The following is a 26,292-nucleotide window of genomic DNA, read 5'->3' on the forward strand; positions in this document are numbered from 1 at the left end:
CAGAACAGCCTTCGTCTAGTGTTATCACCATGACAGGCAAAGCACCGCGCGCCATGACGGCCTTGAAAAAATACACCCGGCTGGAAAGCAACGGGCTGTGGCGTGACAGCCCGCTGGCCCAACGGCGTGAGGTCATTGTGGCCTTTCGCGAGGCGACACTGGTTTTGTCTGATCCCAAAAGCGGATCGGCTGTCAGCCATTGGTCTTTGCCCGCCATAGAGCGGCTTAACCCCGGAGAAAACCCCGCCCTGTTTGCCCCCGGCGCCGAGGCCATCGAGACGCTGGAACTGGATGATCGCGACATGATTTCTGCACTGGAAACCGTGCGCAGTTCACTTGCTGGACAAAGGCCAAAGCCAGGGCGCTTGCGGGGTTTCTTGCTAGGGTCCGGCACCTTTCTGGTGCTTGGGCTTGGGATTTTCTGGCTGCCCGATACGTTGATGAAACACACGGCCTCTGTTCTTCCTGCGGCGACACGGGCCGCGATCGGTCAGGCTGCAATGGCAGATGTCCAGCGCCTGACCGGATCACCTTGCACAAGCCCCTTGGGCAGTTTTGCTCTGACCGATCTGGCAGACAAACTGTTCGGGCCACATCGGGCGCAAATCCTGATCCTGCGAGAAGGGGTGACACGATCTGCGCATCTGCCCGGCGGCACCATTCTGATCGGGCGCAAAATTGTGGAAGATGAGGGCGGCCCCGATCTGCTTGCCGGACTCGCCCTGACCGAGCGTTTGCAGGCCGAGTTGCGTGATCCGATCCTGCCAGTGTTGAAACACGCCGGACTGACTGCAACCTTCCGGCTGCTTACGTCTGGTGCGTTGCCGGATTCGGCTTTGACCGGATATGGCGAGGTGCTGTTGCAAGACAAGGGTGTGGCGGTGCCCGAAGATGTGGCGCTTGCGCGGTTCAAATCGGCAGGTGTATCAAGCACACCCTATGCCTACGCCATCGACCCAAGCGGCGAGTCCACCATTGGTCTGATAGAGGCCGACCCATTGGCAGGTCTGGTGCCAGAGCCCCTGATGGCAGACGGGGAATGGGTCAGCCTGCAAGACATCTGTTCGACAAATTAATAGGGCCCCCGATCACTGGATCAGGAGCCTTTTGGAGTTTGCGGAAAGGCTCAGCGGATGAAAGCGTCGTTGAACCCTGCACGTCGCGCGGCAGATAGCGCAGCCTGCGCCTCGGCCCGCGAGCCGAACGGTCCGGCCATGACAATCTGCAAGGCCTTGCCGTTTTTCGATGTCTTGGAGCGAGCGACTGGCAGACCCAGGCCCGACAAACGCGATGACGCACCATCGGCATTGGACGGCAGGCCAAAGGTGCCAACCTGCACATAGCTGCGCCCGTTTTCCGGCTGCTGTTTTACTTTGGGCGCGGATGGTTCAGACTTTGACGAGGCATAGACCCTGCGGATCACAACCTTTTTGCCTCTTGGTTGGGCCCCATCTACAACCAATTGTGCGGGGACATCGCGCGTCCAGACCTCATCTTGCTGCTCCCACCCTTGGCGGGTGCCTATGGCGCGATTTGGGTTCAGACGATCATCGGTAAAGGCTTTCTTATAGCCCTTTGGCACTGCGTGCTGATCCTGCGTCGAGATAGCAACGCGCTGCTGTTGCCGGGTTCCGATTTGCGAGGCCGGGTCTGCGCCTTCCAGATAACCGGACGGGGAGACGGCGGCCGCGCCATCAAGCAGCCGGGGCGCGCGGGCATTGGCGATATCGCCATCGCCACGGGTGCAAAGCACAATGCTGCCGCCACTGTGCAACCGAAACCGCTCGGCGACCGGGGCATTGGTGTAGCACCCAATCTTGCCGGAACCGCCGGTCGTTGCGACCCGATCAGCCTGCTGTTGGTTCGAGGGCTGTGCAACTGGTTGTTGAGCCACCCTTGGGGGTGGGGCAACAGCAACAGGGGCTGGCACATATGCAGACGGCGCAACCGTTTTGGGCGCCTGCACGCTGCGAATGCGGGGTGGGGTGGTTATGCTGGCGACCGTATCCATCGGGCGCCGGGACATCGGGGTAGGTTCTGGCGCCGGGGTTGGCGCGGCGCGCACCACCGGTGCAGGGGCCGCTTTTGGTGCGGGATCCGTGACCACAACCTGATTATTCCCGAAGGTCGGCGGGTATCCACACAGCGGCGCGCGGTTGCGGCTAACGCGCGGCACCCAGTTGGTGCGCCCCGAGACGCCGGCACGCAAGAAAACGCAGCCGCGACTGTCCACATATTGCTGCCCCTGAAAGGAGGCAGGTGGCTGCTCTCGCGGGCCACCAAAATCACCGGAGGACTGAGCATTGGCAACACTCAACCCAGCCACGACCGCCAAAATGGCAACCGGAACAAACTTCAACACCATGACTACCCCCAAGTAGCGTATGGGGGATACTGGAATAATATTGTTTCCGAGTAAAGGGCTTAACCCGCTATTTTGTGCCGAACATCCGGTCGCCCGCATCCCCTAGCCCCGGAACGATATAACCGTGATCATTCAAGTGGCTATCGACCGAAGCTGTCACGATCGGAACATCGGGATGCGCCTCTTGCATCCGCTTGATACCTTCGGGCGCGGCCAGAAGGCACAGGAACCGCAGGTTCTTGGCACCATTGTCTTTCAAAAGCTGCACTGCCGCGACTGACGAATTGCCCGTAGCCAGCATCGGATCGACCACGATGCACACACGGTCCTCCAATTGCGTCGGCACCTTGAAGTAATACTGCACCGGCTGAAGCGTTTCTGGGTCACGATACAAGCCGACAAACCCCACCCGCGCCGCCGGGATCAGTTCCAGAATGCCATCCAGCAACCCATTGCCCGCCCGCAAAATCGAGATCAGCGCCAGTTTTTTGCCCTCAATCACCGGCGCGTCCATCGGCTCCAGCGGGGTGTCGATGCGTTTTGTGGTCATCGGCAGTTCGCGCGTGACCTCATATGCCAAAAGCAGACTTATTTCGCGCAATAGCTGGCGAAAAGACGCGGTGGACGTGTCTTTTTCACGCATCAGGGTCAGCTTGTGCTGGACCAGAGGGTGCGTAACGACGGTCAGATGGTCCAGCATGATCAAGGCTCCAGAATTTTGGCGATGCGCGTCTTGGTATCGGCATCACAGAAAGCGGCGTCAAGCGCCGTTCGGTTGAGGGTCGCGAATACACCATCGTCCCAGTCAAACGCCCGGTGCAGGCCCTCAAACTCTTGCGCCATGGTGGTGTGGAAAAACGGCGGGTCATCGGTGCTGACAGTAACCTTCACTCCCCGCTCATAAAGCTGGGCGATGGGGTGGCTGCGCAGATCGGGGTAAACCCCAAGTGCCACGTTGGAACCGGGGCACACCTCCAGCACGATGCCGCGTTCGGCCAGTTCGTCCACCAACGCCAGATCCTCAATGGCGCGCACGCCATGCCCGATCCGTTCAACGCCCAGATCATTGACCGCTTCGCGTACCGAATCCGGCCCGCCCCACTCTCCGGCGTGCGCGGTTAAGCGCAATCCCGCCTCACGTGCGCAGTCAAACGACCACAGGAAATCTGATGGAACCAGAACCTTTTCATCGCCCGCAATGCCGAACCCAACGATCCAGTCGCCCGCCGTGTCCGCCGCACATCGCGCGGTTTCGCGGGCCTTTTCCGGGCCGAAGTGGCGAATGCAAGTGATGATCCCACGCAGGGTGATGCCCATTGTGCGCTCGGCCTGATCGGCGGCCTCGCGGATCGCATGCAGGTATTCGCGCCATGCGCCAATATCGCGCCCGCCACAGAAATCGGGGCTGAGGAAGGTTTCGGAATACACCACACCGCTTGCCGCACTTTCCTCCAGCACGGCAAGAGTCAGGCGGGCATAATCTTCGGGTGATTTAAGCGCGCTGGTGGCGGCTTCATAGACCTTCAGGAAATCCCAGAAATCCTTGTATTGATAATTGCCGCGCTCGTCGAAAATGCCCGAAATATCCAGCCGCTTTTCTTTGGCCAGACCACGGATGAATGCCGGGGGGGCTGCGCCTTCAAGGTGCAGGTGAAGCTCAATTTTCGGGGTCACAGGAAGGATACTCCGGGGGGGTGAGATGGAACGCCAAGATGGGCCGCAATGCTTGCGCCGACATCTGCAAAGCTGCACAGGCCGATGGGCCTTGCGCCAAGACCATAGCCAATCACCGGCACCCGTTCGCGTGTGTGTTCGGTGCCCCTGAAGGTGGGGTCATTGCCGTGGTCCGCCGTAAAAATCACCAGATCGCCGGGGCCAAGGGTTGCCAGAAAGCGCGGCACTGCGGCATCAAACCGTTCCAGCGCACGGGCATAACCCGCCACATCGCGCGGGTGGCCATAAAGGCTGTCAAATTCGACAAAGTTGGCAAAGGTCAGTGATCCGGTCTCGGCTTCCTCTCCCAATCGAAGCAGATGTTCGAAAAGGTCAGCGTCAGACTTGCCCTTGTGCAGCTTTCCTATGCCCCGCATCGAAAAGATATCCCCGATCTTGCCGATAGCATGTGTGGCCCGCCCCTGCCCGAGCACCCAATCGAGCAAGGTATCGGCTGGCGGTGCTATGGCATAATCGCGGCGGTTGGCGGTGCGTTTGAAATCGCCGCAACCGCCCGTGAACGGCCTCGCGATGACTCGCCCAACCCTCATTGCATGCAATGTCGGCGCAAGGTCGGCGCACAGGGTCAGCAGGCGGTCAAGCCCAAAGGCTTCTTCATGCGCGGCGATCTGGAACACGGAATCCGCCGACGTATAGCAGATCGGCCAGCCCGTGCGCAGATGGGCCTCACAATGCGCTTCGATGATCGGGACGCCCGAGGCGTGACAGTTACCTAGAATACCGGTCGTCCCAGCCAACCGGCACACCTCTGCCACCAGATCAGCGGAAAAAGCCGGTTCGGTTGTGGGAAAATAGGTCCAGTCCCAAGGCACCGGAACCCCGGCCAGTTCCCAGTGACCCGATGGAGTATCCTTGCCGCGCGACACCTCTGTTGCCGCCCCCCACAACCCCACCGGCGCAGCCCCCAGCCCCGGCGCATCGGCACCAGAGGCCAGGCCAATCGCCGCCCCCAAGCCAAGCGCGTCAAGGTTGGGCATCTGCAACAGACCGCTGCGCCCTTTGTCCGCATGACCCGCGGCACAGGCCTGCGCAATATGGGCCAGCGTATTGGCCCCGTCGTCGCCAAACTCAGCAGCATCGGGCGCGCCGCCGCAGCCCACGGAATCCAGCACGACCAGAAACGCGCGCGCCATCAGGTGATCCTTTTCAGCACAAGCGGCCCTTCGTCCAACACAGAGGTTCCGACTGTATATGCGGCCTGCACTGCCTTTATCGCCGCATCTGCCGCCGCCTCTGTCGCGGCGTGCACCATTCCCAGCGGCACCCCGGCCCCGATCTCCTCGCCCAGACCGATCAAGTCGGACAGGCCGACGGCGGGGTGAATACGGTCGCCCTCGCGCAGCCGCCCGCCGCCCAGATGCACAACTGCATGACCCAACGCCTCGCCATCAATGCGGGAGATATAGCCGTCGTCCAGCGCGGGCACCTCACGCACAATCGGGGCAGCGGGCAGACGATCCGGCCAGCGTTCCACGAAATCGGCAGGGCCGCCTTGTGCTGCGACCATGCGGCCAAAGACCTCGGCAGCGGCACCGGTTTCCAACGCTTGGGCGATGCGCCCGGCCCCGTCTTCGGCATCCGCCGCCAAGCCTCCCAAGGCAAGCGCCTCACCGCCCAAAGCACAGGTCAGATCCCACAGCGCCGCATTGACCGACGTACCGGTCAGCGTCTCCATCACCTCTATCACCTCCAGTGCATTGCCCGCAGCGGTTGCAAGCGGCTGCGACATATCGGTGATCAGCGCGGTCGTCATACAGCCCGCACCCTGCGCCGTGCGGACCAGCGCAAGGGCCAAAGCTTCGGCCCGCTCAGGCGTTTTCATAAAAGCGCCCGACCCGCATTTGACATCCAGCACCAGCCCCTCCAGCCCCGCCGCCAGCTTTTTCGACAGGATGGAGGCGGTGATCAGGTCTATGCTTTCAACCGTCCCCGAGATATCGCGGATGGCATAAAGCCGCTTATCGGCAGGGGCCAGATCGGCGCTTGCCGCGACAATGGCGCAATGCACACCCTTCATCTGCTTTAACAGGTGGTCATCTGTCAGGGTGGTGCGGAAACCGGGGATCGCTTCCAGCTTGTCCAGAGTGCCCCCCGTATGGCCCAAGCCCCGGCCCGATATCATCGGCACATAGGCCCCGCATACAGCCAGCGCGGGGGCCAGCAGCAACGAGACGCAATCGCCAATCCCCCCTGTGGAATGCTTGTCGAGCACCGGGCCGGGAAGATCCCACTCCAGCACGCGCCCGGAATCGCGCATGGCACGGGTCAGCGCGACGCGTCCTCCATCCGAAAAGCCACGCAACAGCACCGCCATCGCAAAAGCCCCGGCCTGCGCATCGGTCACCGCGCCAGAGGCCAAGCCTTGGGCGAACCAAACCAGTGCCTCGGCCGAAGGGGTTTCCCCATCCCGCACTTGTGCAATAATGCCGCGCGCATCCATCAGGCGCGGTCCATATGGGCGGCGGTGAAGACGCCGGGCAGCAAATCGCCCACGGTCAGACTGCGCTCTTTTCCATCGGTGGTGCAAAGTGTGACCTTGACCCCTGGGGCAGCAAATTCCGCAATCTTCTGGCGGCAGCCACCACAGGGCGGCACCGGATCCGGGCTGTCGGCGATCACGCAAACCTCGGCAATGCGCGTATCACCCCCCGCAATCATTGCGGCAATCGCACCCGCTTCGGCGCAGGTGCCTTCGGGATAGGCCACGTTTTCCACGTTGCACCCTACATAGACCGTGCCGGTTTCCGTTCTCAGCGCCGCCCCCACCTTGAAACGGGAATAGGGCGCATAGGCGTGCAGGCGAACATCGGTGGCAGCTTGCAAAAGGGTCATCTCAGCCTCGGTTCTTGACCAATTGGTCGGGAATTGTGGGCGCATGCCGCCCAAAGCGCAAGGGTCACAGAAAGGTGGTGGCGGGATTGCCCGGCAAGCTTACTTCCAGCAGTTCCAGATCATGGGTCGAGGTGGAATAGCGCGTCGCCATCCCCGGTGGAATGACAAAGGCATCGCCGGGTGAAAGACGGTAGGGGTCTTTGCCCTTACCCTCCAGCGTCAGTTCTCCCGCCATCACAAAGGTAAAGAGGATATCGCCATTGTGCCGCGTCCAAGGTGCCGAACTGCCATCTGGCCGCAGCACCTTTACGCTGGCAACCCCGCGCGTGTTGTCGTGGATCGTGGTATCACGCGCCACAAAGCCCGGCAGGCGACATGGCACAAACTCCCCCTCGCTGCCCCGGTTGAACACAAACTGCTGCCCCTGCCATTCGCGATCGGGGCGCAGATGCGGGGTGGGCAGGGTCATCTCATGGTCAATTTCGGTCACATGTTCGGCGGGAACGCCGATTTCGATCACCTCGATCCCGTCACTGGCCTCCAAAACCCGGTGGCGGATTTCCGGGGGCTGGATAAAGCAATCCCCCGCCTGCAACCGGATCGGTCCGCCCTGATCCTCGTAAACCACGTCGACCCAACCCTTGATGCAGAAAATCAGCTGAAAACCGACCCGGTGAAAATGCACCATATCGGGCACCGGGCCACCATCGGGAATGCGGATATGGCTGGCAATCATCGCCCCGCCCAGACGGCTTGGCACCAGATCGCGGTAGTGCATTCCGGCGCGACCAATGATCCACGGAGCCTGATCAGCCAGACGGCGCACGACAAAGGCATGATCTGTTTGCGGCAAAACCAACGGCGGGTTCAGCGCATCAATCTCAATCCGCGTGCCATTTGGTGCGGTCAAATGGCGCTGACCGCCCGCAAAGCCATCAGGGTCTTCGGTCAGGATGCGGAGTGTGCCTGGGCTTTCGGTTGCACCCTTCTGGATGCGCAGACGCAGGCCATGGCCCGACAGCACCGCAACCTCGGGGTCGTCGGCGGGGTAGATCATATCCAGCCGCATCCCCAGCACCTTGGTGTAAAACGGCAGATCGTTTCGCAGCTCTTGCGTCGGCAGCAGGATCTCGGCACGGATTTCGGCAGATGTCTCAGGCTTGGATGTCGCTGGCATGGATTTCCTCAGAGTTTGCAGCCATGCTGGTCCGGGCATGCAAATTTTGCAAGCCGGAGCAGCGTTGTTGGCGCTATCATCCGGTTGGCGGAATAAAAAAAATAGTTTAAGGCTAAACCAAATTTTGCGGGAGGCAGAAATGGAAGAAGTGCGTCAGGACAACGCCCGTCAGGCGGCGCTGGATTATCATGAATTTCCCAAGCCGGGAAAACTGGAAATCCGTGCAACCAAGCCGCTGGCCAATGGCCGCGACCTGAGCCGCGCCTATTCCCCCGGCGTGGCAGAGGCCTGCCTTGAGATTAAGGCCGATCCGTCCACCGCCTCGCGCTACACCTCACGTGGGAATCTTGTGGCCGTTGTCTCGAATGGCACGGCGGTTCTGGGCCTTGGAAATATTGGGGCTTTGGCATCCAAACCCGTGATGGAGGGCAAGGCCGTCCTGTTCAAAAAGTTCGCCAACATCGACTGTTTCGACATCGAGGTGAACGAATCCGATCCTGAAAAGCTGGCCGCTATCGTCTGCGCGCTGGAGCCGACGTTTGGCGCGATCAACCTTGAAGACATCAAGGCACCCGATTGTTTTATCGTTGAACAACTTTGCCGTGAGCGGATGAACATTCCGGTGTTCCACGACGACCAGCACGGCACGGCCATCGTTGTCGGCGCGGCGGCGACCAATGCGATGATCATCGCGGGCAAGTCCTTTGATCAGATCAAGATTGTCTCGACCGGTGGCGGGGCGGCGGGAATCGCCTGCCTTGAGATGCTGGTCAAGCTGGGGGTCCGGCGCGAAAACATCTGGCTCTGCGATCTGGAGGGTCTGGTCTACAAAGGGCGCACTGCCCAGATGACCCCGCAGAAAGAGGCGTTTTCCCAAGGCACCACCCCTGCGACGCTTGGCGATGTGATCGGCGGCGCGGACCTGTTTCTTGGCCTGTCCGGCCCCGGCGTTCTGACGCAAGAGATGGTGGCCAACATGGCCCCCAACCCGATCATCTTTGCGCTGGCCAACCCAAGCCCGGAAATCCAGCCGGATCTTGCGCGCGAAGTTGCCCCCGGTGCGATCATTGCAACCGGGCGGTCTGATTTTCCCAATCAGGTCAACAACGTGCTGTGTTTCCCCTTCATCTTCCGCGGTGCGCTGGATGTGGGCGCAACCACCATCAACGACGAGATGAAGATCGCCTGCATCGAAGGCATCGCGGCCCTCGCCCGCGCGACCACCAGTGCCGAGGCGGCGGCGGCCTATAGCGGCGAAAAGCTGTCATTCGGGGCCGATTACCTGATCCCCAAGCCGTTCGATCCGCGTTTGATGGGCGTTGTTGCCAGTGCTGTGGCCAAAGCCGCGATGGAGACCGGCGTTGCCACCCGGCCGCTGGCCGATCTAGAGACTTACAAGACCAATCTTGACGGATCAGTTTTCAAATCCGCGATGCTGATGCGCCCGGTGTTTGATGCCGCACGTCAGGCTGAGCGCACCATCGTCTTTGCCGAGGGCGAAGATGAGCGGGTTTTGCGCGCCGCCAATGCGATGCTGGAAGAAACCACCGACCTGCCGATCCTGATCGGCCGCCCCGAGGTGGTCGAGGCGCGTTGCGAACGGGCGGGCCTGCCCATTCGTCCGGGCAAGGACTTTCATCTGGTGAACCCGGAAAACGACCCGCGCTATCGCGACTATTGGGGCACCTATGCCGAGTTGATGGCCCGGCGCGGCGTGTCGCCTGATATTGCGCGGGCGATCATGCGCACCAATACCACCGCGATTGCCGCCGTAATGGTGCATCGTGGCGAGGCTGACAGCATGATCTGCGGGACGTTTGGGCAATATCTGTGGCACCTGGGCTATGTCCGGCAAGTGCTTGCGCGCGGTGGGTTGCAGCCGGTGGGCGCACTTTCCCTGATGATCCTTGAGGATGGCCCGCTGTTCATCGCGGATACCCATGTTCATGCAGAACCAACCCCGCAGCAGATCATGCAAACGGTGCTTGGGGCTGCCCGGCATGTGCGGCGGTTTGGCCTTACGCCCAAGGTCGCGCTGTGCACGCAAAGCCAGTTCGGCAATATGGAGAATGAACGCGCACAGCGGATGCGGGCGGCTCTGGAAATGCTGGACGCACGCGAAGCGGACTTTTCTTACGAAGGCGAGATGAATGTCGATGCCGCGCTGGATCAGGCCCTGCGCGACCGTCTGCTGCCCGGAAGCCGCTTTGACGGCGCAGCGAATGTGCTGGTCTTTGCAAGCGCCGACGCGGCCTCGGGCGTTCGGAACATCCTGAAGATGAAGGCCGGCGGGCTGGAGGTCGGGCCGATCCTGATGGGTATGGGCAACAAGGCCCATATCGTGACCCCATCGATCACTGCGCGGGGCCTTCTAAACGTCTCGGCCATCGCGGGCACCCCGGTCGCGCATTACGGCTGACCTTGGCTGTGCTGGGGCGGGGGCTGTCGTGCCCCCGCCCCGACAGATTCGCGGCACAGGAGCGTCGCGGGGCGCTAAGTTTGCAAACTCTCGCCAAATTAGCACCAAACATGCAGGATATCCGCGCTTTGCAAAAGTTTGCACCTTGCAGAGTGCCAATTTTGCAAACATTTTGTCGCATCCCGTAGATGTCAGACGGTAACAGCGTTGCATGAACGGGCTGCGATGCCGTAACAAAAGCGCCAAGCGTTGGGAGGAGGCGCGGGCGATGGGATATTCCGACATCTATGCAAAATGGCAGGCCGACCCCGAGGGGTTCTGGATGGATGCGGCGGGGGCTATCGACTGGGTGCAAAGGCCGACCCGCGCCCTGAACGACAGCCGAGCGCCTCTATATGAATGGTTCACTGATGGCATGGTAAACACGTGCTGGAACGCGGTGGACCGTCATGTTCTGGCCGGACGTGGCGCGCAACCCGCCATCATCCATGACAGCCCGGTGACCGGCACCAAGCATGTCATCACCTATGCCGAGTTGCTGGACCGGGTCTCGCGTCTGGCTGGGGCGTTGAAAGCCAAGGGCATTACCAAGGGCGACCGGGTTATCATCTACATGCCGATGGTGCCCGAAGCGCTTGAGGCGATGCTGGCCTGTGCCCGGCTTGGAGCAATTCACTCGGTTGTCTTCGGTGGCTTTGCCGCTGCCGAATTGTCGGTGCGGATCGACGATTGCAAACCAAAGGCAATTATCGCGGCCAGTTGCGGGATCGAGCCTTCGCGCGTGGTGCATTACAAACCGCTGCTGGATGGCGCGATTGAAATGGCCACCCACAAGCCCGATTTCTGCGTGATCTTACAGCGCGAACAAGAGGTTGCCAATCTGATTGACGGCCGGGATCTGGCCTGGCACAGCTTTCAATATGGGGTAGAGCCTGCCGATTGCGTGCCCGTTGAAGGCAATCACCCAGCTTATATCTTGTACACCAGCGGCACCACCGGGGCGCCCAAGGGCGTGGTGCGCCCGACGGGCGGCCATCTGGTGGCGCTGAACTGGACCATGCGTGCGATTTACAATTGCGGTGTGGGCGATGTGTTCTGGGCTGCGTCGGATGTGGGCTGGGTCGTGGGGCACAGCTATATCTGTTATGCACCGCTGATCGCCGGCAGCACCACGCTTGTCTTTGAGGGCAAGCCTGTGGGCACACCCGATGCGGGCACGTTCTGGCGGGTGATCGAAGAGCACAAGGTCAAGTCGTTTTTCACTGCCCCAACCGCGTTGCGCGCGATCAAACGCGATGATCCCGAAGGGCTGCTGATAAAGGATTACGATACCTCCAGCATGCAGGCTCTGTTTCTGGCCGGCGAACGCGCCGACCCCGATACAGTAGACTGGGCCGGGCGACATCTGAATGTGCCGGTGATCGACCATTGGTGGCAGACCGAAACCGGCTTTGCCATTGCCGCAAACCCGCTGGGCCTTGGCCTGATGCCGATAAAGGTTGGCAGCCCGTCGGTGCCTATGCCCGGCTTTGACGTGCGGGTGCTGGATGAAGGCGGGCACGAGGTATCACCGGGCACTTTGGGCGCGATTGCAATAAAGCTGCCCCTGCCCCCCGGCACATTGCCAACCCTTTGGAATGCCGAAGACAGGTTCAAGAAATCCTATCTGTCGCATTTCCCCGGCTATTATGAGACCGGGGATGCGGGCTATGTCGATGCTGATGGCTATCTTTATATCATGGCGCGCACCGATGATGTGATCAACGTGGCAGGCCACCGGCTTTCGACGGGCGCGATGGAAGAGGTTTTGGCCGGGCATAAGGATGTGGCTGAATGCGCAGTGATCGGGGTGGCCGATGCACTTAAAGGCCAGTCGCCGCTGGGTCTGTTGTGCCTCAACAAAGGGGTGGACCGTACGCCAGCCGATGTGGTGGCCGAATGCGTGCGACTGATGCGCGAAAAGATCGGCCCGGTCGCAGATTTCAAGCGCGCCGTTGTGGTGGACCGTTTGCCAAAAACACGCTCGGGCAAGATTCTACGCGCGACGATGGTGAATATTGCCGACGGCAAGCCTTGGAAGATGCCCGCAACCATTGATGATCCGGCCATATTGGACGAAATCACGATCGCGCTGCAAAGCCTTGGGCTGGCAAAGAGCTGAAAAGAGCGGGAATGGCGCTGGACAGCCGCAAGCCATAAGGTAGACTCGCGTTATGGTTGACCCGTTTGCACTGCCATTGCTTGATCCGACACCGCAGCTGACACTGTTGCGCGCGGCCCTTACCCGGCTTGCGGGCAGCACATTGCCAGCTACGGCACGGATGGCACTGGCCGAGGCGCAGATGGCGCTAAGTGCGCTAGAGACCGTGATGCTGAATGGCAGTGCTGCGATTGACCGCAGTGTGTTTGACTCGCTTCTGGCGATGGCGGGGCCAGACATCGCCCCCGAGCTGGTCGCCCAGATGGCGGCGGACCTGCGGGCGGTGTCGATCGCTCTGGCGCGGGGACTCGCGCTGCCGGACCTTGAGGCGATCAAGGCGCAAACACATGTCTTGGTGGCTTTGGCCGGATCGGCAGGGGCACGGGGCCTGGAACAAGGTGCGCAACGGGTGAACCTGGCTGCGCATCATGGTGACACCGCACAGATAAACGAGATGGGTCCGGGCCTTTTGGCCGGGTTGGGCACGCTTATTGCGTTTGTCGAGGCCACGCAGATCACGCCGGGCGGGAAAAAATGACAGGGGTGGCGCCTCCGCTGCTGCTGATCGAAGACACGCCGTCTTTGCAGATGGTGTACCGCTCTGTGCTGCAAACAGCGGGGCACTCGGTGCGTGTGGCCTCGACCGCAGCTGAGGGGATGCGGCTGTTTCAAGAGAGCGGGGCGGTGACGGTTCTGCTCGACCTGATGTTGCCCGACCGCAACGGACTGACGCTGATGCGCGATATGCTGGTGCTGCGACCAGAGGCGCGGATCATTGTGATAACGGCCAATGCCAGCATCAACCGCGCCGTCGAAGCCATGCGTGCCGGGGCGCATGATTTTCTGGTCAAGCCCTTTGACGAGGCCCGCTTTCTGGGGGCGGTGGCCAATGCGGGCGGGGTGGCCCGCACCTTGCCGAAAGGGGCCGAGAAGCGCGCGGCAAAGGCCGAGCCCGAAGTGGTGGCAGAGGCATTCATCGGATCATCTCCCGCCATGCAGCGGGTACAGGACACGATACGGTCGGTTGCCACGTCAATGGCAACTGTGTTTATCACCGGCGAAAGCGGAACCGGAAAAGAGCTGTGCGCCCTTGCTGTGCATGCGGGCAGTCCGCGTGCGAACGGGCCGTTCATTGCGCTCAACTGTGGGGCGATTCCACAAGATCTGCTGGAATCCGAAGTGTTTGGCCACATGAAGGGCAGCTTCACCGGGGCGATATCTGACAAACCGGGCGCAGCGGCGGCGGCGGATGGCGGGACGCTGTTTCTGGACGAAATTTGCGAGATGGCGCCGGCTTTGCAGACCAAATTGCTGCGGTTTCTCCAGACCTCGACCGTGCAACCTGTTGGCGCAACACGGCCAAGCAAGGTAAATGTCCGCATCGTTTGCGCCACCAACCGTGACCCGGTCGAAGCTGTACGACGCGGCGAGTTCCGCGAAGATCTGTATTACCGGTTGTTCGTGGTGCCGGTTCATATGCCAGCCTTGCGCGACCGCGGCGATGATGTTGTCGAAATCGCTGAAATGGCTTTGGAGAGGTTTGCACGGGAAGAAAGTCGGCGGTTTGATGGCTTTGCACCTGATGTGCTGGACCTGTTCCGTCGGTTGAGCTGGCCGGGCAACGTGCGGCAGGTGCTTAACGTTATTCGCAACATTGTCGTCTTGAACAAAGGCGGGCGGGTGACGCTGGATATGTTGCCCGGTTCTTTACACCGCGAAGGGCCCGTCGCAGCACTGGCACCGGATCATGCCGGGGGCGATGGGCTGAACAGCCTTGTCGGGCGCAGCATGGCCGAAATCGAGCGGCTGGTGATTGAAGAAACCATCGCCCGCAACGGGGGGTCGGTGCCGCGGGCAGCGCGGGTGCTGGAATTGTCGCCATCAACCATCTACCGCAAGCTGGAAGGCTGGGGCGTTAAGCCTTAGGCCGAAACCTTCAGGCGAATTGCTCGACCAACAGGCGTTCTTCAAGGCCGTGGCCGGGATCAAACAAAATGCGGTGGCAAATCTCGGGTTCTGACCGGATTTCCACCGACACCACATTACGCACCGACCGACTGTCTGCATCGGCCATGACCGGGCGTTTGTCAGGGTCCAGCACATCCAGCCGCACAACTGCGGTTTTCGGTAACAAGGCCCCCCGCCAGCGACGCGGGCGAAAGGCCGCAACGGCAGTCAGCGCAAGCACATCGGACCCAATCGGCAGAATCGGCCCGTGCGCGGAATAGTTATAGGCGGTTGACCCGGCAGGCGTGCAAAGCAGCGCGCCATCGCAAACCAGCTCTTCCAGCCGCAACTTGCCATCGACATAGATCGCAAGCTTGGCGGCCTGCGGCCCGGCGCGCAGGATCGACACTTCGTTGATGGCCAGTGCCTCAACCACCCGGCCATCGGCGGTGGTGGCGCGCATGTGCAAAGGGTTGATGGTGGTTTCTTCGGCCAATGCCAGACGGTCAGACAGACCGTCAACCTCAAACCCGTTCATCAAAAAGCCAACTGTGCCGCAGTTCATGCCATAAACCGGCAGGCCCGCACTTTGGGTATCGTGCAGGGTTTGCAGCATGAACCCATCCCCCCCAAGCGCCACAACAACGCTGGCATGACCAAGCGGCGTTTGACCATGCCGGGCTGTCAACTCGGCAAGCGCCGCCTGCGCGATGGGTGTTGGGCTGGCACGAAAGGCGATTTTCGATGTGGGCACGGCGGTTCTCCCTTGAGCATAGTCTTGACGAGGTGCGGAGGGGAACTCAACCCTTACTGATTAAACGCTTAAAGCGTTTGGCATGGCGACGGCGGCAAGGCGCAGTGGATGCGTCAACGACCTTCATCAAACGCGCCACAGGGTAGATCAGTTCCGGGCAGAGCCATATCTGTCGCCGCTGCAGTTTCTGGCAATGCCGCCTTTCAGCCCGGATCAGAGGGTTCAGGGTGAAAATCAGCCTGCATGTTCAGATAGCAGAAAGAGGCCGACCAAGTGATCAGTAGCAATCCGTTCAATGACTCAAGGCCAACGATCAATCGAAGCGCGCCCAGCGGATAGATTTCGCCGATGCCAAGTGTGGTGTAGCTGGTCGCCGAGAAATAGAGGAAATCCGTCACCGTTCGGGCGAACGCGCCCTCTATCGACCCAAAAGCCGGAAAGTGGAGCAGCCCCGCCAGCACAGCAGCGTAAAGCACCACTTCAAGCAGATGTGCGGCCAGACAGGCGGCAATCACAACGAGAATGCGCTGCCGGGGCCTGATCCGCAGGCGCGGCAGGTTTGCCCCGGTCAAGCGGAGGATCTCGTAGTGAATCAGAACCGTGGCCGCGAGAAGGCACGGAATAAGTGCTAAAGTCAGTGCCGTCGCCATCCGAACCACCTTTCAGGAAATACCCTGCGACAATGCAGGTATCCTTGGCCTTGCACCAGCCTGGGAATTTTCGGGCCGATCCGGCAAACGGCAGGAACGCCCGCACAGGGCCGTGAAAAGAGGGCGCGGCCAGATCCTGCTGCGCGCGGCTTTCGCCTCTCCCCCTGACCCAACGTCGCCTTCCTCTCTGCAAAATTTCGCCCCCATCCGGGGATGCGTCGTTTTCCTCCCTTTCCTGATAGCGGGGCTTGGTCTAAATGGGCGCTATCCCGACCCCCGGATCTGGCAGGAGACGCCCATGAACGCCCCGCACCGTGACAACGGCTTTTTCACCGAAACTTTGGCTTCGCGCGACCCCGAGCTGTTCGGCTCGATCACGCAAGAGCTGGGCCGTCAGCGCCATGAGATCGAGTTGATCGCCAGCGAGAACATCGTAAGCCGCGCCGTGATGGAGGCGCAGGGTTCGGTCATGACGAACAAGTATGCCGAAGGCTATCCGGGCAAGCGCTATTACGGCGGATGCCAATATGTGGATATCGCCGAAAATCTGGCGATCGAACGGGCGTGCCAGTTGTTTGACTGCGGCTTTGCCAATGTGCAGCCGAATTCCGGTTCTCAGGCCAACCAAGGCGTTTTTCAGGCGCTGTTGCAGCCGGGCGATACGATTCTGGGCATGTCTTTGGATGCGGGCGGCCACCTGACCCATGGCGCGGCGCCAAACCAGTCGGGCAAGTGGTTCAACGCGGTGCAATACGGCGTGCGCAAGCAAGATCTGCTGCTGGACTACGATCAGGTGCAGGCTTTGGCGACCGAGCATAAGCCCAAGATGATCATCGCTGGTGGATCCGCCATTCCGCGCATCATCGACTTTGCGAAAATGCGCGAGATTGCGGATTCGGTTGGCGCCTACCTGCTGGTCGATATGGCGCATTTCGCAGGCCTGGTTGCGGCGGGGCTGTATCCGTCGCCCTTCCCTTATGCCCATGTGGCGACCACCACCACCCACAAGACCCTGCGCGGGCCGCGTGGCGGGATGATCCTGACCAATGACGAGGCTTTGGCCAAGAAATTCAATTCGGCCATCTTCCCCGGCATTCAGGGTGGGCCGCTGATGCATGTGATCGCCGCCAAAGCGGTCGCCTTTGGCGAGGCGCTGCGGCCCGAGTTCAAGACCTATCAGGCACAGGTGATCAAGAACGCACAGGCGCTGGCAGACCAGCTGATGCAGGGCGGCTTGGACATCGTGACCGGCGGCACCGACAGCCATCTGATGCTGGTGGACCTGCGGCCCAAGGGCGTGAAGGGCAATGCGACCGAGAAGGCCCTGGGCCGGGCACATATCACCTGCAACAAGAACGGCATCCCGTTTGACACCGAAAAGCCGACGATCACCTCTGGGGTGCGCCTTGGCACCCCAGCGGGCACGACTCGCGGGTTTGGCGAGGAGGAGTTCCGCCAGATTGGCCGGTGGATCACCGAAGTTGTGGACGGTCTGGCGGCCAATGGCGAAGATGGCAATGGCGAGGTCGAGTCCCGCGTCAAGGCCGAAGTTGAGGTGCTGTGCAAGCAGTTCCCGATTTACCCGGAACTCTGAGCCTTGTGACTTTGCAAAATTGACAGATATTGGGCGCGGGGGATTCCTTCGCGTCCCTTCTCTTTTGCAACCGTGGCATGGTTGAAACAGAAAACACCCACAGCCTTGAACGCAGCCTTGGCGACTGGGCGCGGGGGAGGTTGCCTTTTGCGCTGGCCGAGTTTGTGATGTTCGTGCTCAAGCAGGGCTGGGCCTGTCTTTTTGGCGGGCTTTTGTTGCTGGCGATCATTGGCACAAGGCTGATCTGGCAGGCGGATTGGCCGCTGCACCGCTACGACGCGCTGTTTGTCTTTGCCATCGCTACGCAGGCCGCCTTTCTGGCGCTGCGACTCGAGACATGGGATGAGGCGCGGGTGATCTTGCTGTTTCACCTGACCGGTATGGTGATGGAATGGTTCAAGGTCAGAGCCGGATCATGGGGCTATCCCAAACCGGGTCTGTTCATGCTGATGGGTGTGCCACTGTTTTCGGGGTTCATGTATGCCGCTGCCGGCAGTTATATGGCCCGCGTCATCCGTATTTTCGACATGCGCTTTGCCCCTTATCCGCCGTTCTGTATAACGCTGCTGCTGGGGGCGGCGGGGGCATCCAGCCTCGCGCTTTGGGTCGCAGAGAATGTCGGCACCGCTACCGGCACCTGGCTTTACGCCAGCCAGATGCCAGGGCAATGGGTCAGCCTTGGCAAGCTGGGGTCGTGGTATCTGCTGCTGTATGTGGCCTTTGTCACTGTCACGCTGGTGACGCGCGCGGCGTTGTTTCCCGCAGCCTTGGCAGACGGAAAGAGCGGATCAAATCCCGCCCTTCATCCGCTGAACCATCAAAATGACCCCACCAAGAACCAATAGTCCAAGCGCCAGCGTCGCAGCCACGCTGATCAACAGGCGCAACCGGGCAGAGCCATATCGCAGGGACGTCAAATGCCGCAGACAGGTGTCATAGCAGGTGGCAACGCGCGCCTGATCAATTTGCACAAGCAGTTTGGGATTTTTGGATTTTTCTGCTAGATCAGCTAGTTCCTTGGCCTGTGCGCGCACAGACCGTGGCAAAAGTCGCCCGCCACGCCGCAGCTTTTCGGACAATCCCTTGCCCCGCACGCCAAGGCGTTCTTCCATCAGCCCGGCAATCCGGTCTGCCATTTGCTGGATCGTGACTGCGCTCATGCCCTGCACCTTTTGTCGGGACTCTAGGGGCGCGAGGCGAAATCCTCAACTGCTCTGGCGGCACGCGGCAACTGGCATTAAAGAGGTGGCATGCTTGCCACAATCCACCACCCCGCCGCCACCCCTTCTGATGCTTTGCCGCTGGTCATCGCCCATGGCTTATATGGCTCTGGGCGCAACTGGGGGGTCATTGCGCGGCGGCTCGCAGATGTGCGCGATGTGGTGGCGGTGGATATGCGCAACCATGGTGACAGCCCGCGCGACCCGGTCCATGCCTACCCCGAGATGGCCGCCGATCTGGCGCAAGTGATCGACAGCCTTGGTGGCCGGGCAGATCTGCTGGGGCATTCGATGGGCGGCAAGGCAGCGATGCAGCTTGCGCTGACCGATGGCGCGCGGATCCGGCGGCTGGTGGTGGCCGATATCGCACCTGTGGCTTATGGCCACGACCAATCACATCACGCCCAAGCCATGCGGTCCCTTGATCTGACCGGTGTGACCACGCGGGGCGAGGCGGACAAAGCGCTGTCCGAGACAATTCAAGACGCCTCACTGCGTGCGTTTTTCCTGCAATCGCTGGATATGAAGGCGCAAGACGGGCCCCGCTGGCGGCTGAACCTTGATGTTCTTGAGGCCGAGATGACCAAGATCGTCGGCTGGCCGGGAACGCAAGGTACCTTTGACGGGCCTGCGCTGTTTCTGACAGGCGCAGACAGTCACTATGTCAAACCTGAGCACCGGGACATCATCAGGGCACTGTTTCCCGCCGCACGTTTTGCCAAGATCCCCGGCACCGGCCATTGGCTCCACGCCGAAAAGCCGCGCGAATTCGAGGAAACGGTCAGGGTCTTCCTGACAGCCTGAGGCGGCGATCAGGCCAATTGCTTTGCGACGATCCAACTGACGGGAAACGCTGCAAAAAAGCCGATTGTGGCGGCAACGATGATCGGTTGCAGGGTATCAAGCCCTGTCGTCAGGGCAACGATGACCGCAATACCCATCAGGGATGGCGCGATAATCGAGAAAAGAAGTGCTGTCAGACGGGTCATCGTGGCCTCGGTGCTATGGGCATTTGTCAGATGATACCATTTTGCGCGCAGCCCCGGCTTGACCAAGATCAAGCTGGGGCGTTTTTGTTCAGCGACAATCGCAATTTTTGCGGAACCCGACCCAGTTGCGTGGGTTGAATGGCACGGGTGACGGAAGACACGGGGCAATCGCTTGGCCCGTGGGGCTGCCTGCGGTAGAAGATAATGATCCGGGGACATATCCGTCATGAAGCTTTTTCAGTGCCAGTGCTGCGGCCAGATCCTGTATTTTGAAAACACGGTATGCCTGCGATGCGGCAATGTTCTGGGATATTTGCCGGACGAAGACCGCATGCTCGCGGTTCAGGCCGAGGGCCCAGTCTGGCGTGCCCTGCCGGATCTGCAAGTTGGCAGGCGGGAAAGCCCAGACCCTGGCCCGCTGCGGTTTTGCCGCAACTGGGAACGCAGCGCCTGCAACTGGATGCAGGCCTCTGATGGTGTCGGGCAAGCGGGTTTTTGTCTGGCGTGCCAGCACAACCGTACCGTGTCAACGTCATACCGCCGCGCGCACGGGGCGGCCGGGGTATCATCCGGCTGTGCTGCTCAAGCTCTTCATCTACGGCTATCTGAACCGGATCCCCTCCAGCCGCCGCTTGGAGGGTGAAGCAGGTCGCAATGTCGAGGTGATGTGGCTGACCGGGCGGCTGGTTCCCGATCACAAGACCATCGCGGAGTTCCGGCGGCAGTTCGAAGGATCAGAAAACGATCCGGGGGATCGTTTTCCCTGAGAACGGTCCGGCCATCCGGAAGACCTGCGCGAAATTCGTCGAGTTGTGCCGCCGGATCGGCGTTCTGAAGGGCGAAGTCGTCGCCGTGGATGGCAGCAAGTTTAAGGCCGTCAACAATCGCGACCGGAATTTCACCAAGGGTAAGATTGCCAGCCGCCTCGCGCATCTGGAAGCCGAGGTCGGCCGCTATATCGAGGAGGCCGACCGGATTGACCGTCAGGAAACCGGTGCTGCACGAACGGAGCGCGCCGCGCATCTGACCGGCCGATATAACCGCATCTGCAAAGAGATCGAGCGCCTGTTGGAGATGGAAGAGAAACTGGCCGATGCGCCTGACGGGCAGATATCGCTCACTGATCCGGATGCCCGGGCCATGGCAACACGTGCGCAGCATAGCGGGCATGTCGGCTACAATGTTCAGAGCGTGGTTGATGCCGAAACCCACCTGATTGTCGCGCATGAGGTCACAAACCAGGGGCATGACCGGGACCTGCTGACAAAGATGGCCAAACAGGCAAAGGCCGCATTGCAGCGTGAGGATATGCACATCCTTGCCGACAAAGGCTATTTCAGCGCCCTCGAAATCCTTGCCTGCCACAACGCCAGCATCACCGCGACCGTGCCGCGATCGGACACATCCGGCGCCCGGTCCAAAGGGCATTATGTGAAGGCTGACTTTGCCTATGACCACAGCGCTGACATCTATCGCTGCCCGGCGGGACAGGCGCTGACACACCGCACCACAACCGAGCAGCAGGGTCTGCAAATGCGGCGGTATTGGACAAATGCCTGCAAGACTTGCGCCCTCAAAAAACACTGCACCACAGGATATGAGCGGCGGGTCTCAAGATGGGAACATGAACATCTGGTCGAGGCATCGAATGCCCGTCGACGCAGCCCTGCCGCCCCGATGAGCGTGCGCCGCTCGACGGTCGAGCACCCGTTCGGCACGATCAAGTCCTGGACGGGGCCCTGCCATTTCCTGACCCGGCGGTTGGGTGGCGTAGGCACAGAAATGGCGCTGAACGTGCTGGCCTACAACATCAAGCGCTTGGTCGCCTTGGTCGGGATCAAGGGGCTGATGGCGGCAATTCCGGGGTAGATCGGATCAGCACGGGCTTCCATCGACGGTTCAGCGTGCTCCAAGGCTTCTTTTCGAGCCCCAAGACGCGTCCACAACCAAGTTTGCGGCCAATCCGAGCCAGAATCCGCGTGCAGGCCAAAACCGCGCCCGTCGCGACCCTTGTCACCGAGTTTTCACACAGCCTCCGCCCACTGCATCGGTCATGCCACAAGCGCGAAGGATTTCTGCGCAAGTGCAGCGAATGACCGGAAGGTCCACAAAGCCGACATAGCGCCTGAGTGCGCCCTTCATCCCAGCTTGCCAATATACCCCTGCACAAACCCCACAATCTCTGCCGCTGGCCTTGCGCCTGCCAGACGGGCAACCTCACGGCCCCGGTGGTAAAGGATAAGAGCCGGGATGCCACGGATGCCGGCGCGTTGCGAGATGGCGGGGTGGTCTTCGGTGTTGAGTTTGGCGAGACGGGCATGTGGGGTCAGCGTCTTGGCGGCTTTGGCGAATTCGGGGGCCATCATCCGGCAAGGGCCGCACCATGGCGCCCAGTAATCGACCAGAATCGGCAGGTCGTCATTGCGGGTGGCCTTGTCATGGCTGGTGGCGTCAAGCTCTGCAACCTTTTCCGTGACCAGAACATCGCCGCAACTGCCGCATTTGGGGCGGTCGCCCGCACGGGTGGCGGGGATGCGGTTTATCTGGCCACAGGTAGTGCAGGCGAGTTTCAGGCTGTCTTTGCCAGCGTTATTGGCGGTCTGGTTGTCGGTCATCGCGGCCTCATATTCTATATGCTGAATATATTGAGCACCCTTTCCCCTCTTGCAAGGGGGCGAGAGAAAAAAGCGATGGGTCAGAGCAGATCTTCTTCCTCACCCGTTACGTCGATGCCCATAGACTCTAGCCCCGCCTCCAGGTTCTCGGCCAGATGCGGCATGCCGGTCAGGTAATCCGATGTGGGCGTGGTGGCTTGGGTATAGGCGGTAGCGAGGGCCTCGGCAAAATCTTCCGGCTCGAACGCGCCGCGCCCAACCCATGCCAGGGCAGTCAGATGAGCTTTTTCATCCTCATTCAGGTGTTCGATAAAAGCGTGCAGTTCGGCGGAGGCAACAGGGCCTTCGCGATGCTGAAAGATGATCTGAACAACTTTGGACGGGCTGATTTCAAGCATGGTCTTTCCCCCTGCCCCATGCTGCGCCGATAGGGGCGTATGTGCAAGGTTGCGATGACAGTTTCGGCAATAAATGCGTGCGCCCCGCGCCTGTTCATCAGGCGCGGGGCGTCGGGGCTATTCTGCAGCTTGCGCATAGCTTTCCACCGGCGGGCAGGTGCAGATCAGGTTTCGGTCACCATACACGTTGTCAACGCGACCAATGGGCGGCCAGTATTTATCAACCCGGAACGACCCCGGCGGGAAGCATCCTGCCTCGCGGCTGTACTTGCGGTCCCAGTCGGCCACGAGATCGTTGACCGTATGGGGGGCGTGGCGCAGCGGGCTGTCCTCGGCACTGATCTCGCCATCTTCTACCGCGCGGATTTCTTCCCGGATGGCCAGAAGGGCGGTGATGAAGCGATCGATTTCAGCCTTGGTTTCCGACTCGGTTGGTTCCACCATCAGCGTGCCAGACACGGGCCAAGACATTGTGGGCGCGTGGAAGCCGTTGTCGATCAGGCGTTTGGCAATGTCATCGACGGTGACGCCGACCTCGGCAAAGGGGCGGGTATCGAGAATGCATTCATGCGCCACCCGGCCCTTGTTGCCCATGAACAGGATCGGGTAACCGCCCGCCAACCGCGCCGCGATGTAGTTCGCATTGAGGATCGCCACGCGGGTCGCCTGTGTCAGCCCGTCGCCGCCCATCATCAGGCAATAAGCCCAACTGATCAGCAAGATAGATGCAGAGCCGTAGGGGGCGGCGGAAACAGCCCCATCGCCGCCCAGTTCGCTGTGGCCCGGAAGGTAAGGCGCCAGATGCGCGCCCACACCGATTGGCCCCATGCCCGGACCACCTCCGCCATGCGGGATGGCAAAGGTTTTATGCAGGTTCAGGTGGCTGACATCTCCGCCGATCTTGCCCGGTTTCACCAGCCCGACCAGCGCATTCATGTTTGCACCGTCGATATAGACCTGCCCGCCCTGGTCGTGGGTGATTTTGCAAACCTCGCGCACTGTTTCTTCAAACACTCCATGGGTTGATGGATAGGTGATCATGCAGGCCGCCAGACGATCGCCGGCGGCTTGGGCTTTGGCGCGGAAGTCTTCGACATCAATATCGCCGTTGGGCGCGGTTTTCACCACCACCACATCCATGCCGACCATCTGCGCGCTTGCAGGGTTGGTGCCATGGGCCGAGGTGGGGATCAGGCAGACCTTGCGCTGCGCGTCGCCGCGCGCCTTGTGATACGCCTGAATCGTCAACAGGCCCGCGTATTCGCCCTGTGCGCCGGAATTGGGCTGCATCGACATCGCGTCATAGCCGGTGATTTCGCACAGCTTGGCTGACAGGTCGTCAATCGCTTCCTTATACCCCAGCGCCTGATCGGCGGGCGCAAAGGGGTGAAGCGACCCAAATTCCGGCCAGGTGATCGGCATCATCTCTGCTGCGGCGTTCAGTTTCATTGTGCACGAACCCAGCGGGATCATGGCGCGGTCCAGCGCCAGATCACGGTCGGACAGACGGCGCATATAGCGCATCATTTCAGACTCGGCCCGATTCATGTGAAACACCGGATGGGTCAGGTAATCGGTGGTGCGCACCATGTCTTCGGGAAAGCCAAGGGTGGCACGGTGCGGCGGCACGCCCTCGATGCCAAAGGCGCGCAGGATGCGGACCAGCACCCGTTCATCGGTAGTCTCGTCCAGCGCGATGCCGACGCGATCAGTGCCGATCTTGCGGAAGTTCAGCCCTTCGTGCCGGGCGGCGGCAAGGATACCGGTCTGGCCCACGCCAACCTCTACCGTGATGGTATCGAAGAACGCGGCGGGTGAGACTTTGGCCCCGGCGGCTTTCAGCGCGCGGGCAAGGCGGGTGGTCAGAAAATGCACGCGTTCGGCAATGGCGCGCAAGCCAAGCGGGCCGTGGAATACCGCATACATGCTGGCCATCACCGCCAGCAACGCCTGTGCTGTGCAGACGTTCGACGTGGCTTTCTCACGCCGGATATGCTGCTCGCGGGTTTGCAGCGACAGGCGGTAGGCCTTGTTGCCGCGCGAGTCGATCGACACGCCGACGATGCGCCCCGGCATTGACCGTTTCAGATCATCACGGCAGGACATAAAGGCGGCATGCGGGCCGCCATAGCCCATCGGCACGCCAAATCGCTGCGCCGAGCCGACGGCAATATCAGCCCCCATCGCGCCCGGCTCTTTCAGCATGCACAGCGCCAATAGGTCGGTCGCCACAATCGCAAGTGCCTTGGCGCCATGCAGGGCGGCGATCTGGTCGGTGAAGTCGGTCACATGGCCAAAGGTGCCGGGATACTGGAAGATTGCGGCAAACACCGCTGTGGGGTCCAGCTTGGCCGGGTCGCCGATAATCACTTCGATACCAAGCGGTTCCGCCCGGGTCTTGATCACGCCGATGGTCTGCGGGTGGCAGTTTCGGTCGACAAAGAAGCCGCGCGCTTTGGATTTCGCGCTGCGTTCGGCCATGGTCATCGCCTCAGCAGCCGCTGTCGCCTCATCCAGCAGGGAGGCATTGGCCACCGGCAGGCCGGTCAGGTCAGCCACCATGGTCTGATAGTTCAGCAACGCCTCCAGCCGTCCTTGGGCAATTTCGGGCTGATAGGGGGTGTAGGCGGTATACCACGCCGGGTTTTCCAGAATATTGCGCTGGATCGCGGGCGGCGTCACTGTGCCGTAATAACCCTGCCCGATCAGGCTGGTCATCACTGTGTTGCGCTTGCCCACGCTTCGCATCTTGTCCAAGAGTTCATGCTCGGCCAGCGGCGCCCAGCTAAGCGGGGTGGACTGGCGGATCGACGATGGCACAGTTTCGTCAATCAGCGCATCCAACGTGGGCACGCCAACCGCTTTCAGCATCGCCTCCATCTCGGCAGGCGACGGGCCAATGTGGCGACGGTTGGCGAAATCATAGGGATTATAGGCGACGGGGGTATAAGTCATGGCTTGCCTGCGAATATCAGCGTGCGGGCGGGCGCAGGATAGCGCCCACCGTCTGTTATCAAAGCGGGGAAGGGATCAGCCGATGAAATCGGCGTATTCGTCTTCGTCCATGTAGTCATCAAGGGCTGAAAGATCGTCGATTTTCATCTTGAAGAACCACGCCTCGCCGGTCGGGTCTTCGTTCACCAGCGCCGGTTTATCGACCAGCTTGGTGTTGACCTCGACAATCTCACCATCCAGCGGGGCCAGAATATCCGATGCCGCCTTGACGCTTTCGATCACGCAAACCTCGTCGCCCTCGGCCACCATGGTTTCGGTTTCGGGCAGTTCAACGAACACCACATCACCCAATTGGGTGGCGGCATGTTCGGTGATGCCGACGACAACCAGATCGCCCTCGACGCGCATCCATTCGTGTTCTTTGGTAAATTTCATCGCAAAGC

At 60.9% G+C, this 26,292-nt stretch carries 25 protein-coding genes and 1 pseudogene; 11 read left to right on the forward strand and 15 right to left on the reverse strand.

Annotated elements, in window-relative coordinates; all coding sequences use genetic code 11:
* The first annotated feature begins 53 nt into the window (after nt 1–53).
* Nucleotides 54–1,076: a hypothetical protein gene (locus Q8K08_RS07500; RefSeq protein WP_304797850.1), complete on the forward strand. Its 1,023-nt coding sequence runs from the start codon at nt 54–56 to the stop codon at nt 1,074–1,076.
* 50 nt (nt 1,077–1,126) lie between these two features.
* Here the strand turns inward: Q8K08_RS07500 and Q8K08_RS07505 are convergent, their stop codons facing one another.
* Nucleotides 1,127–1,894: an SPOR domain-containing protein gene (locus Q8K08_RS07505; RefSeq protein WP_305249659.1), complete on the reverse strand. Its 768-nt coding sequence runs from the start codon at nt 1,892–1,894 to the stop codon at nt 1,127–1,129.
* A gap of 97 nt (nt 1,895–1,991) precedes the next feature.
* On the opposite strand from Q8K08_RS07505, the gene Q8K08_RS07510 reads away from it, so the two are divergent.
* Entirely contained in the window at nt 1,992–2,114 is a 123-nt protein-coding gene (locus Q8K08_RS07510) for a hypothetical protein (RefSeq protein WP_305249660.1), read from the forward strand.
* Nucleotides 2,115–2,432: 318 nt separating this feature from the next.
* On the opposite strand, the gene upp is transcribed toward Q8K08_RS07510, so the two are convergent.
* The 6 genes from upp to Q8K08_RS07540 form a co-directional block, all read right to left on the reverse strand.
* Complete coding sequence (gene upp, locus Q8K08_RS07515; RefSeq protein ID WP_305249661.1) at nt 2,433–3,065, reverse strand: uracil phosphoribosyltransferase; 633 nt, start codon at nt 3,063–3,065, stop codon at nt 2,433–2,435.
* A gap of 2 nt (nt 3,066–3,067) precedes the next feature.
* Nucleotides 3,068–4,039 (reverse strand): adenosine deaminase, encoded by a 972-nt coding sequence (locus Q8K08_RS07520; protein WP_304797844.1) that lies wholly within the window; start codon nt 4,037–4,039, stop codon nt 3,068–3,070.
* Nucleotides 4,036–5,232 (reverse strand): phosphopentomutase, encoded by a 1,197-nt coding sequence (locus tag Q8K08_RS07525; protein ID WP_304797842.1) that lies wholly within the window; start codon nt 5,230–5,232, stop codon nt 4,036–4,038. Before Q8K08_RS07525 ends, Q8K08_RS07520 begins: the two co-directional genes overlap by 4 nt.
* Nucleotides 5,232–6,539, reverse strand: a complete 1,308-nt coding sequence (locus Q8K08_RS07530; RefSeq protein WP_304797840.1) for a thymidine phosphorylase — start codon at nt 6,537–6,539, stop codon at nt 5,232–5,234. Before Q8K08_RS07530 ends, Q8K08_RS07525 begins: the two co-directional genes overlap by 1 nt.
* Nucleotides 6,539–6,931: a cytidine deaminase gene (locus Q8K08_RS07535; RefSeq protein WP_304797838.1), complete on the reverse strand. Its 393-nt coding sequence runs from the start codon at nt 6,929–6,931 to the stop codon at nt 6,539–6,541. The genes Q8K08_RS07530 and Q8K08_RS07535 overlap by 1 nt, the downstream gene beginning before the upstream one ends.
* Before the next feature lie 64 nt (nt 6,932–6,995).
* Nucleotides 6,996–8,108 (reverse strand): cupin domain-containing protein, encoded by a 1,113-nt coding sequence (locus Q8K08_RS07540; RefSeq protein WP_305249662.1) that lies wholly within the window; start codon nt 8,106–8,108, stop codon nt 6,996–6,998.
* A 139-nt stretch (nt 8,109–8,247) separates the two neighbouring features.
* On the opposite strand from Q8K08_RS07540, the gene Q8K08_RS07545 reads away from it, so the two are divergent.
* The 4 genes from Q8K08_RS07545 (at nt 8,248) to Q8K08_RS07560 (ending at nt 14,653) form a co-directional block, all read left to right on the forward strand.
* Nucleotides 8,248–10,527 carry an NADP-dependent malic enzyme gene (locus tag Q8K08_RS07545; RefSeq protein ID WP_305249663.1) on the forward strand — a complete coding sequence of 760 codons (2,280 nt, stop codon included), beginning with the start codon at nt 8,248–8,250 and terminating at the stop codon, nt 10,525–10,527.
* 268 nt (nt 10,528–10,795) lie between these two features.
* Nucleotides 10,796–12,688 (forward strand): propionyl-CoA synthetase, encoded by a 1,893-nt coding sequence (locus tag Q8K08_RS07550; protein WP_305249664.1) that lies wholly within the window; start codon nt 10,796–10,798, stop codon nt 12,686–12,688.
* A gap of 52 nt (nt 12,689–12,740) precedes the next feature.
* Nucleotides 12,741–13,265: a hypothetical protein gene (locus Q8K08_RS07555; protein ID WP_304797831.1), complete on the forward strand. Its 525-nt coding sequence runs from the start codon at nt 12,741–12,743 to the stop codon at nt 13,263–13,265.
* On the forward strand, nt 13,262–14,653 hold the full coding sequence (locus Q8K08_RS07560; protein ID WP_305249665.1) for a sigma-54 dependent transcriptional regulator: 1,392 nt from the start codon (nt 13,262–13,264) through the stop codon (nt 14,651–14,653). The genes Q8K08_RS07555 and Q8K08_RS07560 overlap by 4 nt, the downstream gene beginning before the upstream one ends.
* A 10-nt stretch (nt 14,654–14,663) precedes the next feature.
* On the opposite strand, the gene Q8K08_RS07565 is transcribed toward Q8K08_RS07560, so the two are convergent.
* Both Q8K08_RS07565 and Q8K08_RS07570 read right to left on the reverse strand, forming a co-directional pair.
* Complete coding sequence (locus tag Q8K08_RS07565; protein ID WP_304797827.1) at nt 14,664–15,428, reverse strand: NAD kinase; 765 nt, start codon at nt 15,426–15,428, stop codon at nt 14,664–14,666.
* A gap of 203 nt (nt 15,429–15,631) precedes the next feature.
* The gene (locus Q8K08_RS07570; protein WP_304797825.1) at nt 15,632–16,078 is read right to left on the reverse strand and encodes a potassium channel family protein; all 447 of its coding nucleotides are present in this window, start codon (nt 16,076–16,078) and stop codon (nt 15,632–15,634) included.
* A gap of 298 nt (nt 16,079–16,376) precedes the next feature.
* Between Q8K08_RS07570 and glyA the strand changes: the two genes are divergently transcribed.
* The gene (gene glyA / locus Q8K08_RS07575; protein ID WP_304797823.1) at nt 16,377–17,672 is read left to right on the forward strand and encodes a serine hydroxymethyltransferase; all 1,296 of its coding nucleotides are present in this window, start codon (nt 16,377–16,379) and stop codon (nt 17,670–17,672) included.
* A 77-nt stretch (nt 17,673–17,749) separates the two neighbouring features.
* A complete protein-coding gene (locus tag Q8K08_RS07580) occupies nt 17,750–18,517 on the forward strand; it encodes a DUF817 family protein (RefSeq protein ID WP_305249666.1) in 768 nt (255 codons plus the stop codon).
* Here Q8K08_RS07580 and Q8K08_RS07585 read toward each other — a convergent pair.
* Complete coding sequence (locus tag Q8K08_RS07585) at nt 18,461–18,832, reverse strand: hypothetical protein (RefSeq protein ID WP_304797819.1); 372 nt, start codon at nt 18,830–18,832, stop codon at nt 18,461–18,463. The genes Q8K08_RS07580 and Q8K08_RS07585 overlap by 57 nt on opposite strands.
* Nucleotides 18,833–18,922: 90 nt before the next feature.
* Between Q8K08_RS07585 and Q8K08_RS07590 the strand changes: the two genes are divergently transcribed.
* Nucleotides 18,923–19,696 (forward strand): alpha/beta fold hydrolase, encoded by a 774-nt coding sequence (locus Q8K08_RS07590; RefSeq protein ID WP_304797817.1) that lies wholly within the window; start codon nt 18,923–18,925, stop codon nt 19,694–19,696.
* An 8-nt stretch (nt 19,697–19,704) separates the two neighbouring features.
* Here Q8K08_RS07590 and Q8K08_RS07595 read toward each other — a convergent pair whose 3' ends face one another.
* A complete protein-coding gene (locus Q8K08_RS07595) occupies nt 19,705–19,953 on the reverse strand; it encodes a CTP synthetase (RefSeq protein WP_322573381.1) in 249 nt (82 codons plus the stop codon).
* A gap of 154 nt (nt 19,954–20,107) precedes the next feature.
* Between Q8K08_RS07595 and Q8K08_RS21960 the strand changes: the two genes are divergently transcribed.
* Together Q8K08_RS21960 and Q8K08_RS07600 are read left to right on the forward strand one after the other, a co-directional pair.
* The gene (locus tag Q8K08_RS21960) at nt 20,108–20,524 is read left to right on the forward strand and encodes a zinc-ribbon domain-containing protein (protein WP_370870530.1); all 417 of its coding nucleotides are present in this window, start codon (nt 20,108–20,110) and stop codon (nt 20,522–20,524) included.
* Nucleotides 20,412–21,750, forward strand: a pseudogene (locus Q8K08_RS07600) (IS1182 family transposase); the annotation flags it as partial. The gene Q8K08_RS21960 and the pseudogene Q8K08_RS07600, both read left to right, overlap by 113 nt.
* Nucleotides 21,751–22,019: 269 nt before the next feature.
* Here Q8K08_RS07600 and trxA read toward each other — a convergent pair.
* From trxA to gcvH, 4 genes are all read right to left on the reverse strand, one after another.
* A complete protein-coding gene (gene trxA, locus Q8K08_RS07605) occupies nt 22,020–22,496 on the reverse strand; it encodes a thioredoxin (RefSeq protein ID WP_304798448.1) in 477 nt (158 codons plus the stop codon).
* 80 nt (nt 22,497–22,576) lie between these two features.
* Nucleotides 22,577–22,894 (reverse strand): DUF3775 domain-containing protein, encoded by a 318-nt coding sequence (locus tag Q8K08_RS07610; RefSeq protein WP_305249667.1) that lies wholly within the window; start codon nt 22,892–22,894, stop codon nt 22,577–22,579.
* 117 nt (nt 22,895–23,011) lie between these two features.
* The gene (gene gcvP, locus Q8K08_RS07615; protein WP_304802215.1) at nt 23,012–25,849 is read right to left on the reverse strand and encodes an aminomethyl-transferring glycine dehydrogenase; all 2,838 of its coding nucleotides are present in this window, start codon (nt 25,847–25,849) and stop codon (nt 23,012–23,014) included.
* A 75-nt stretch (nt 25,850–25,924) separates the two neighbouring features.
* Entirely contained in the window at nt 25,925–26,284 is a 360-nt protein-coding gene (gene gcvH / locus Q8K08_RS07620) for a glycine cleavage system protein GcvH (protein ID WP_304802216.1), read from the reverse strand.
* Nucleotides 26,285–26,292 lie beyond the last annotated feature (8 nt).

It is taken from the genome of Pseudotabrizicola sp., assembly GCF_030684215.1.
Lineage (GTDB): Bacteria > Pseudomonadota > Alphaproteobacteria > Rhodobacterales > Rhodobacteraceae > Pseudotabrizicola.

Excerpts from the sequence above, each read along its gene's own strand:
- Q8K08_RS07500 (WP_304797850.1), top strand. The coding sequence starts at position 54 with ATGACGGCCTTGAAAAAATACACCCGGCTGGAAAGCAACGGGCTGTGG.
- Q8K08_RS07510 (WP_305249660.1), top strand. The coding sequence starts at position 1,992 with ATGCTGGCGACCGTATCCATCGGGCGCCGGGACATCGGGGTAGGTTCT.
- upp (WP_305249661.1), bottom strand. The coding sequence starts at position 3,065 with ATGCTGGACCATCTGACCGTCGTTACGCACCCTCTGGTCCAGCACAAG.
- Q8K08_RS07525 (WP_304797842.1), bottom strand. The coding sequence starts at position 5,232 with ATGGCGCGCGCGTTTCTGGTCGTGCTGGATTCCGTGGGCTGCGGCGGC.
- Q8K08_RS07530 (WP_304797840.1), bottom strand. The coding sequence starts at position 6,539 with ATGGATGCGCGCGGCATTATTGCACAAGTGCGGGATGGGGAAACCCCT.
- Q8K08_RS07535 (WP_304797838.1), bottom strand. The coding sequence starts at position 6,931 with ATGACCCTTTTGCAAGCTGCCACCGATGTTCGCCTGCACGCCTATGCG.
- Q8K08_RS07540 (WP_305249662.1), bottom strand. The coding sequence starts at position 8,108 with ATGCCAGCGACATCCAAGCCTGAGACATCTGCCGAAATCCGTGCCGAG.
- Q8K08_RS07545 (WP_305249663.1), top strand. The coding sequence starts at position 8,248 with ATGGAAGAAGTGCGTCAGGACAACGCCCGTCAGGCGGCGCTGGATTAT.
- Q8K08_RS07550 (WP_305249664.1), top strand. The coding sequence starts at position 10,796 with ATGGGATATTCCGACATCTATGCAAAATGGCAGGCCGACCCCGAGGGG.
- Q8K08_RS07555 (WP_304797831.1), top strand. The coding sequence starts at position 12,741 with ATGGTTGACCCGTTTGCACTGCCATTGCTTGATCCGACACCGCAGCTG.
- Q8K08_RS07560 (WP_305249665.1), top strand. The coding sequence starts at position 13,262 with ATGACAGGGGTGGCGCCTCCGCTGCTGCTGATCGAAGACACGCCGTCT.
- Q8K08_RS07570 (WP_304797825.1), bottom strand. The coding sequence starts at position 16,078 with ATGGCGACGGCACTGACTTTAGCACTTATTCCGTGCCTTCTCGCGGCC.
- glyA (WP_304797823.1), top strand. The coding sequence starts at position 16,377 with ATGAACGCCCCGCACCGTGACAACGGCTTTTTCACCGAAACTTTGGCT.
- Q8K08_RS07580 (WP_305249666.1), top strand. The coding sequence starts at position 17,750 with ATGGTTGAAACAGAAAACACCCACAGCCTTGAACGCAGCCTTGGCGAC.
- Q8K08_RS07585 (WP_304797819.1), bottom strand. The coding sequence starts at position 18,832 with ATGAGCGCAGTCACGATCCAGCAAATGGCAGACCGGATTGCCGGGCTG.
- Q8K08_RS07590 (WP_304797817.1), top strand. The coding sequence starts at position 18,923 with ATGCTTGCCACAATCCACCACCCCGCCGCCACCCCTTCTGATGCTTTG.
- Q8K08_RS21960 (WP_370870530.1), top strand. The coding sequence starts at position 20,108 with ATGAAGCTTTTTCAGTGCCAGTGCTGCGGCCAGATCCTGTATTTTGAA.
- trxA (WP_304798448.1), bottom strand. The coding sequence starts at position 22,496 with ATGACCGACAACCAGACCGCCAATAACGCTGGCAAAGACAGCCTGAAA.
- Q8K08_RS07610 (WP_305249667.1), bottom strand. The coding sequence starts at position 22,894 with ATGCTTGAAATCAGCCCGTCCAAAGTTGTTCAGATCATCTTTCAGCAT.
- gcvP (WP_304802215.1), bottom strand. The coding sequence starts at position 25,849 with ATGACTTATACCCCCGTCGCCTATAATCCCTATGATTTCGCCAACCGT.
- gcvH (WP_304802216.1), bottom strand. The coding sequence starts at position 26,284 with ATGAAATTTACCAAAGAACACGAATGGATGCGCGTCGAGGGCGATCTG.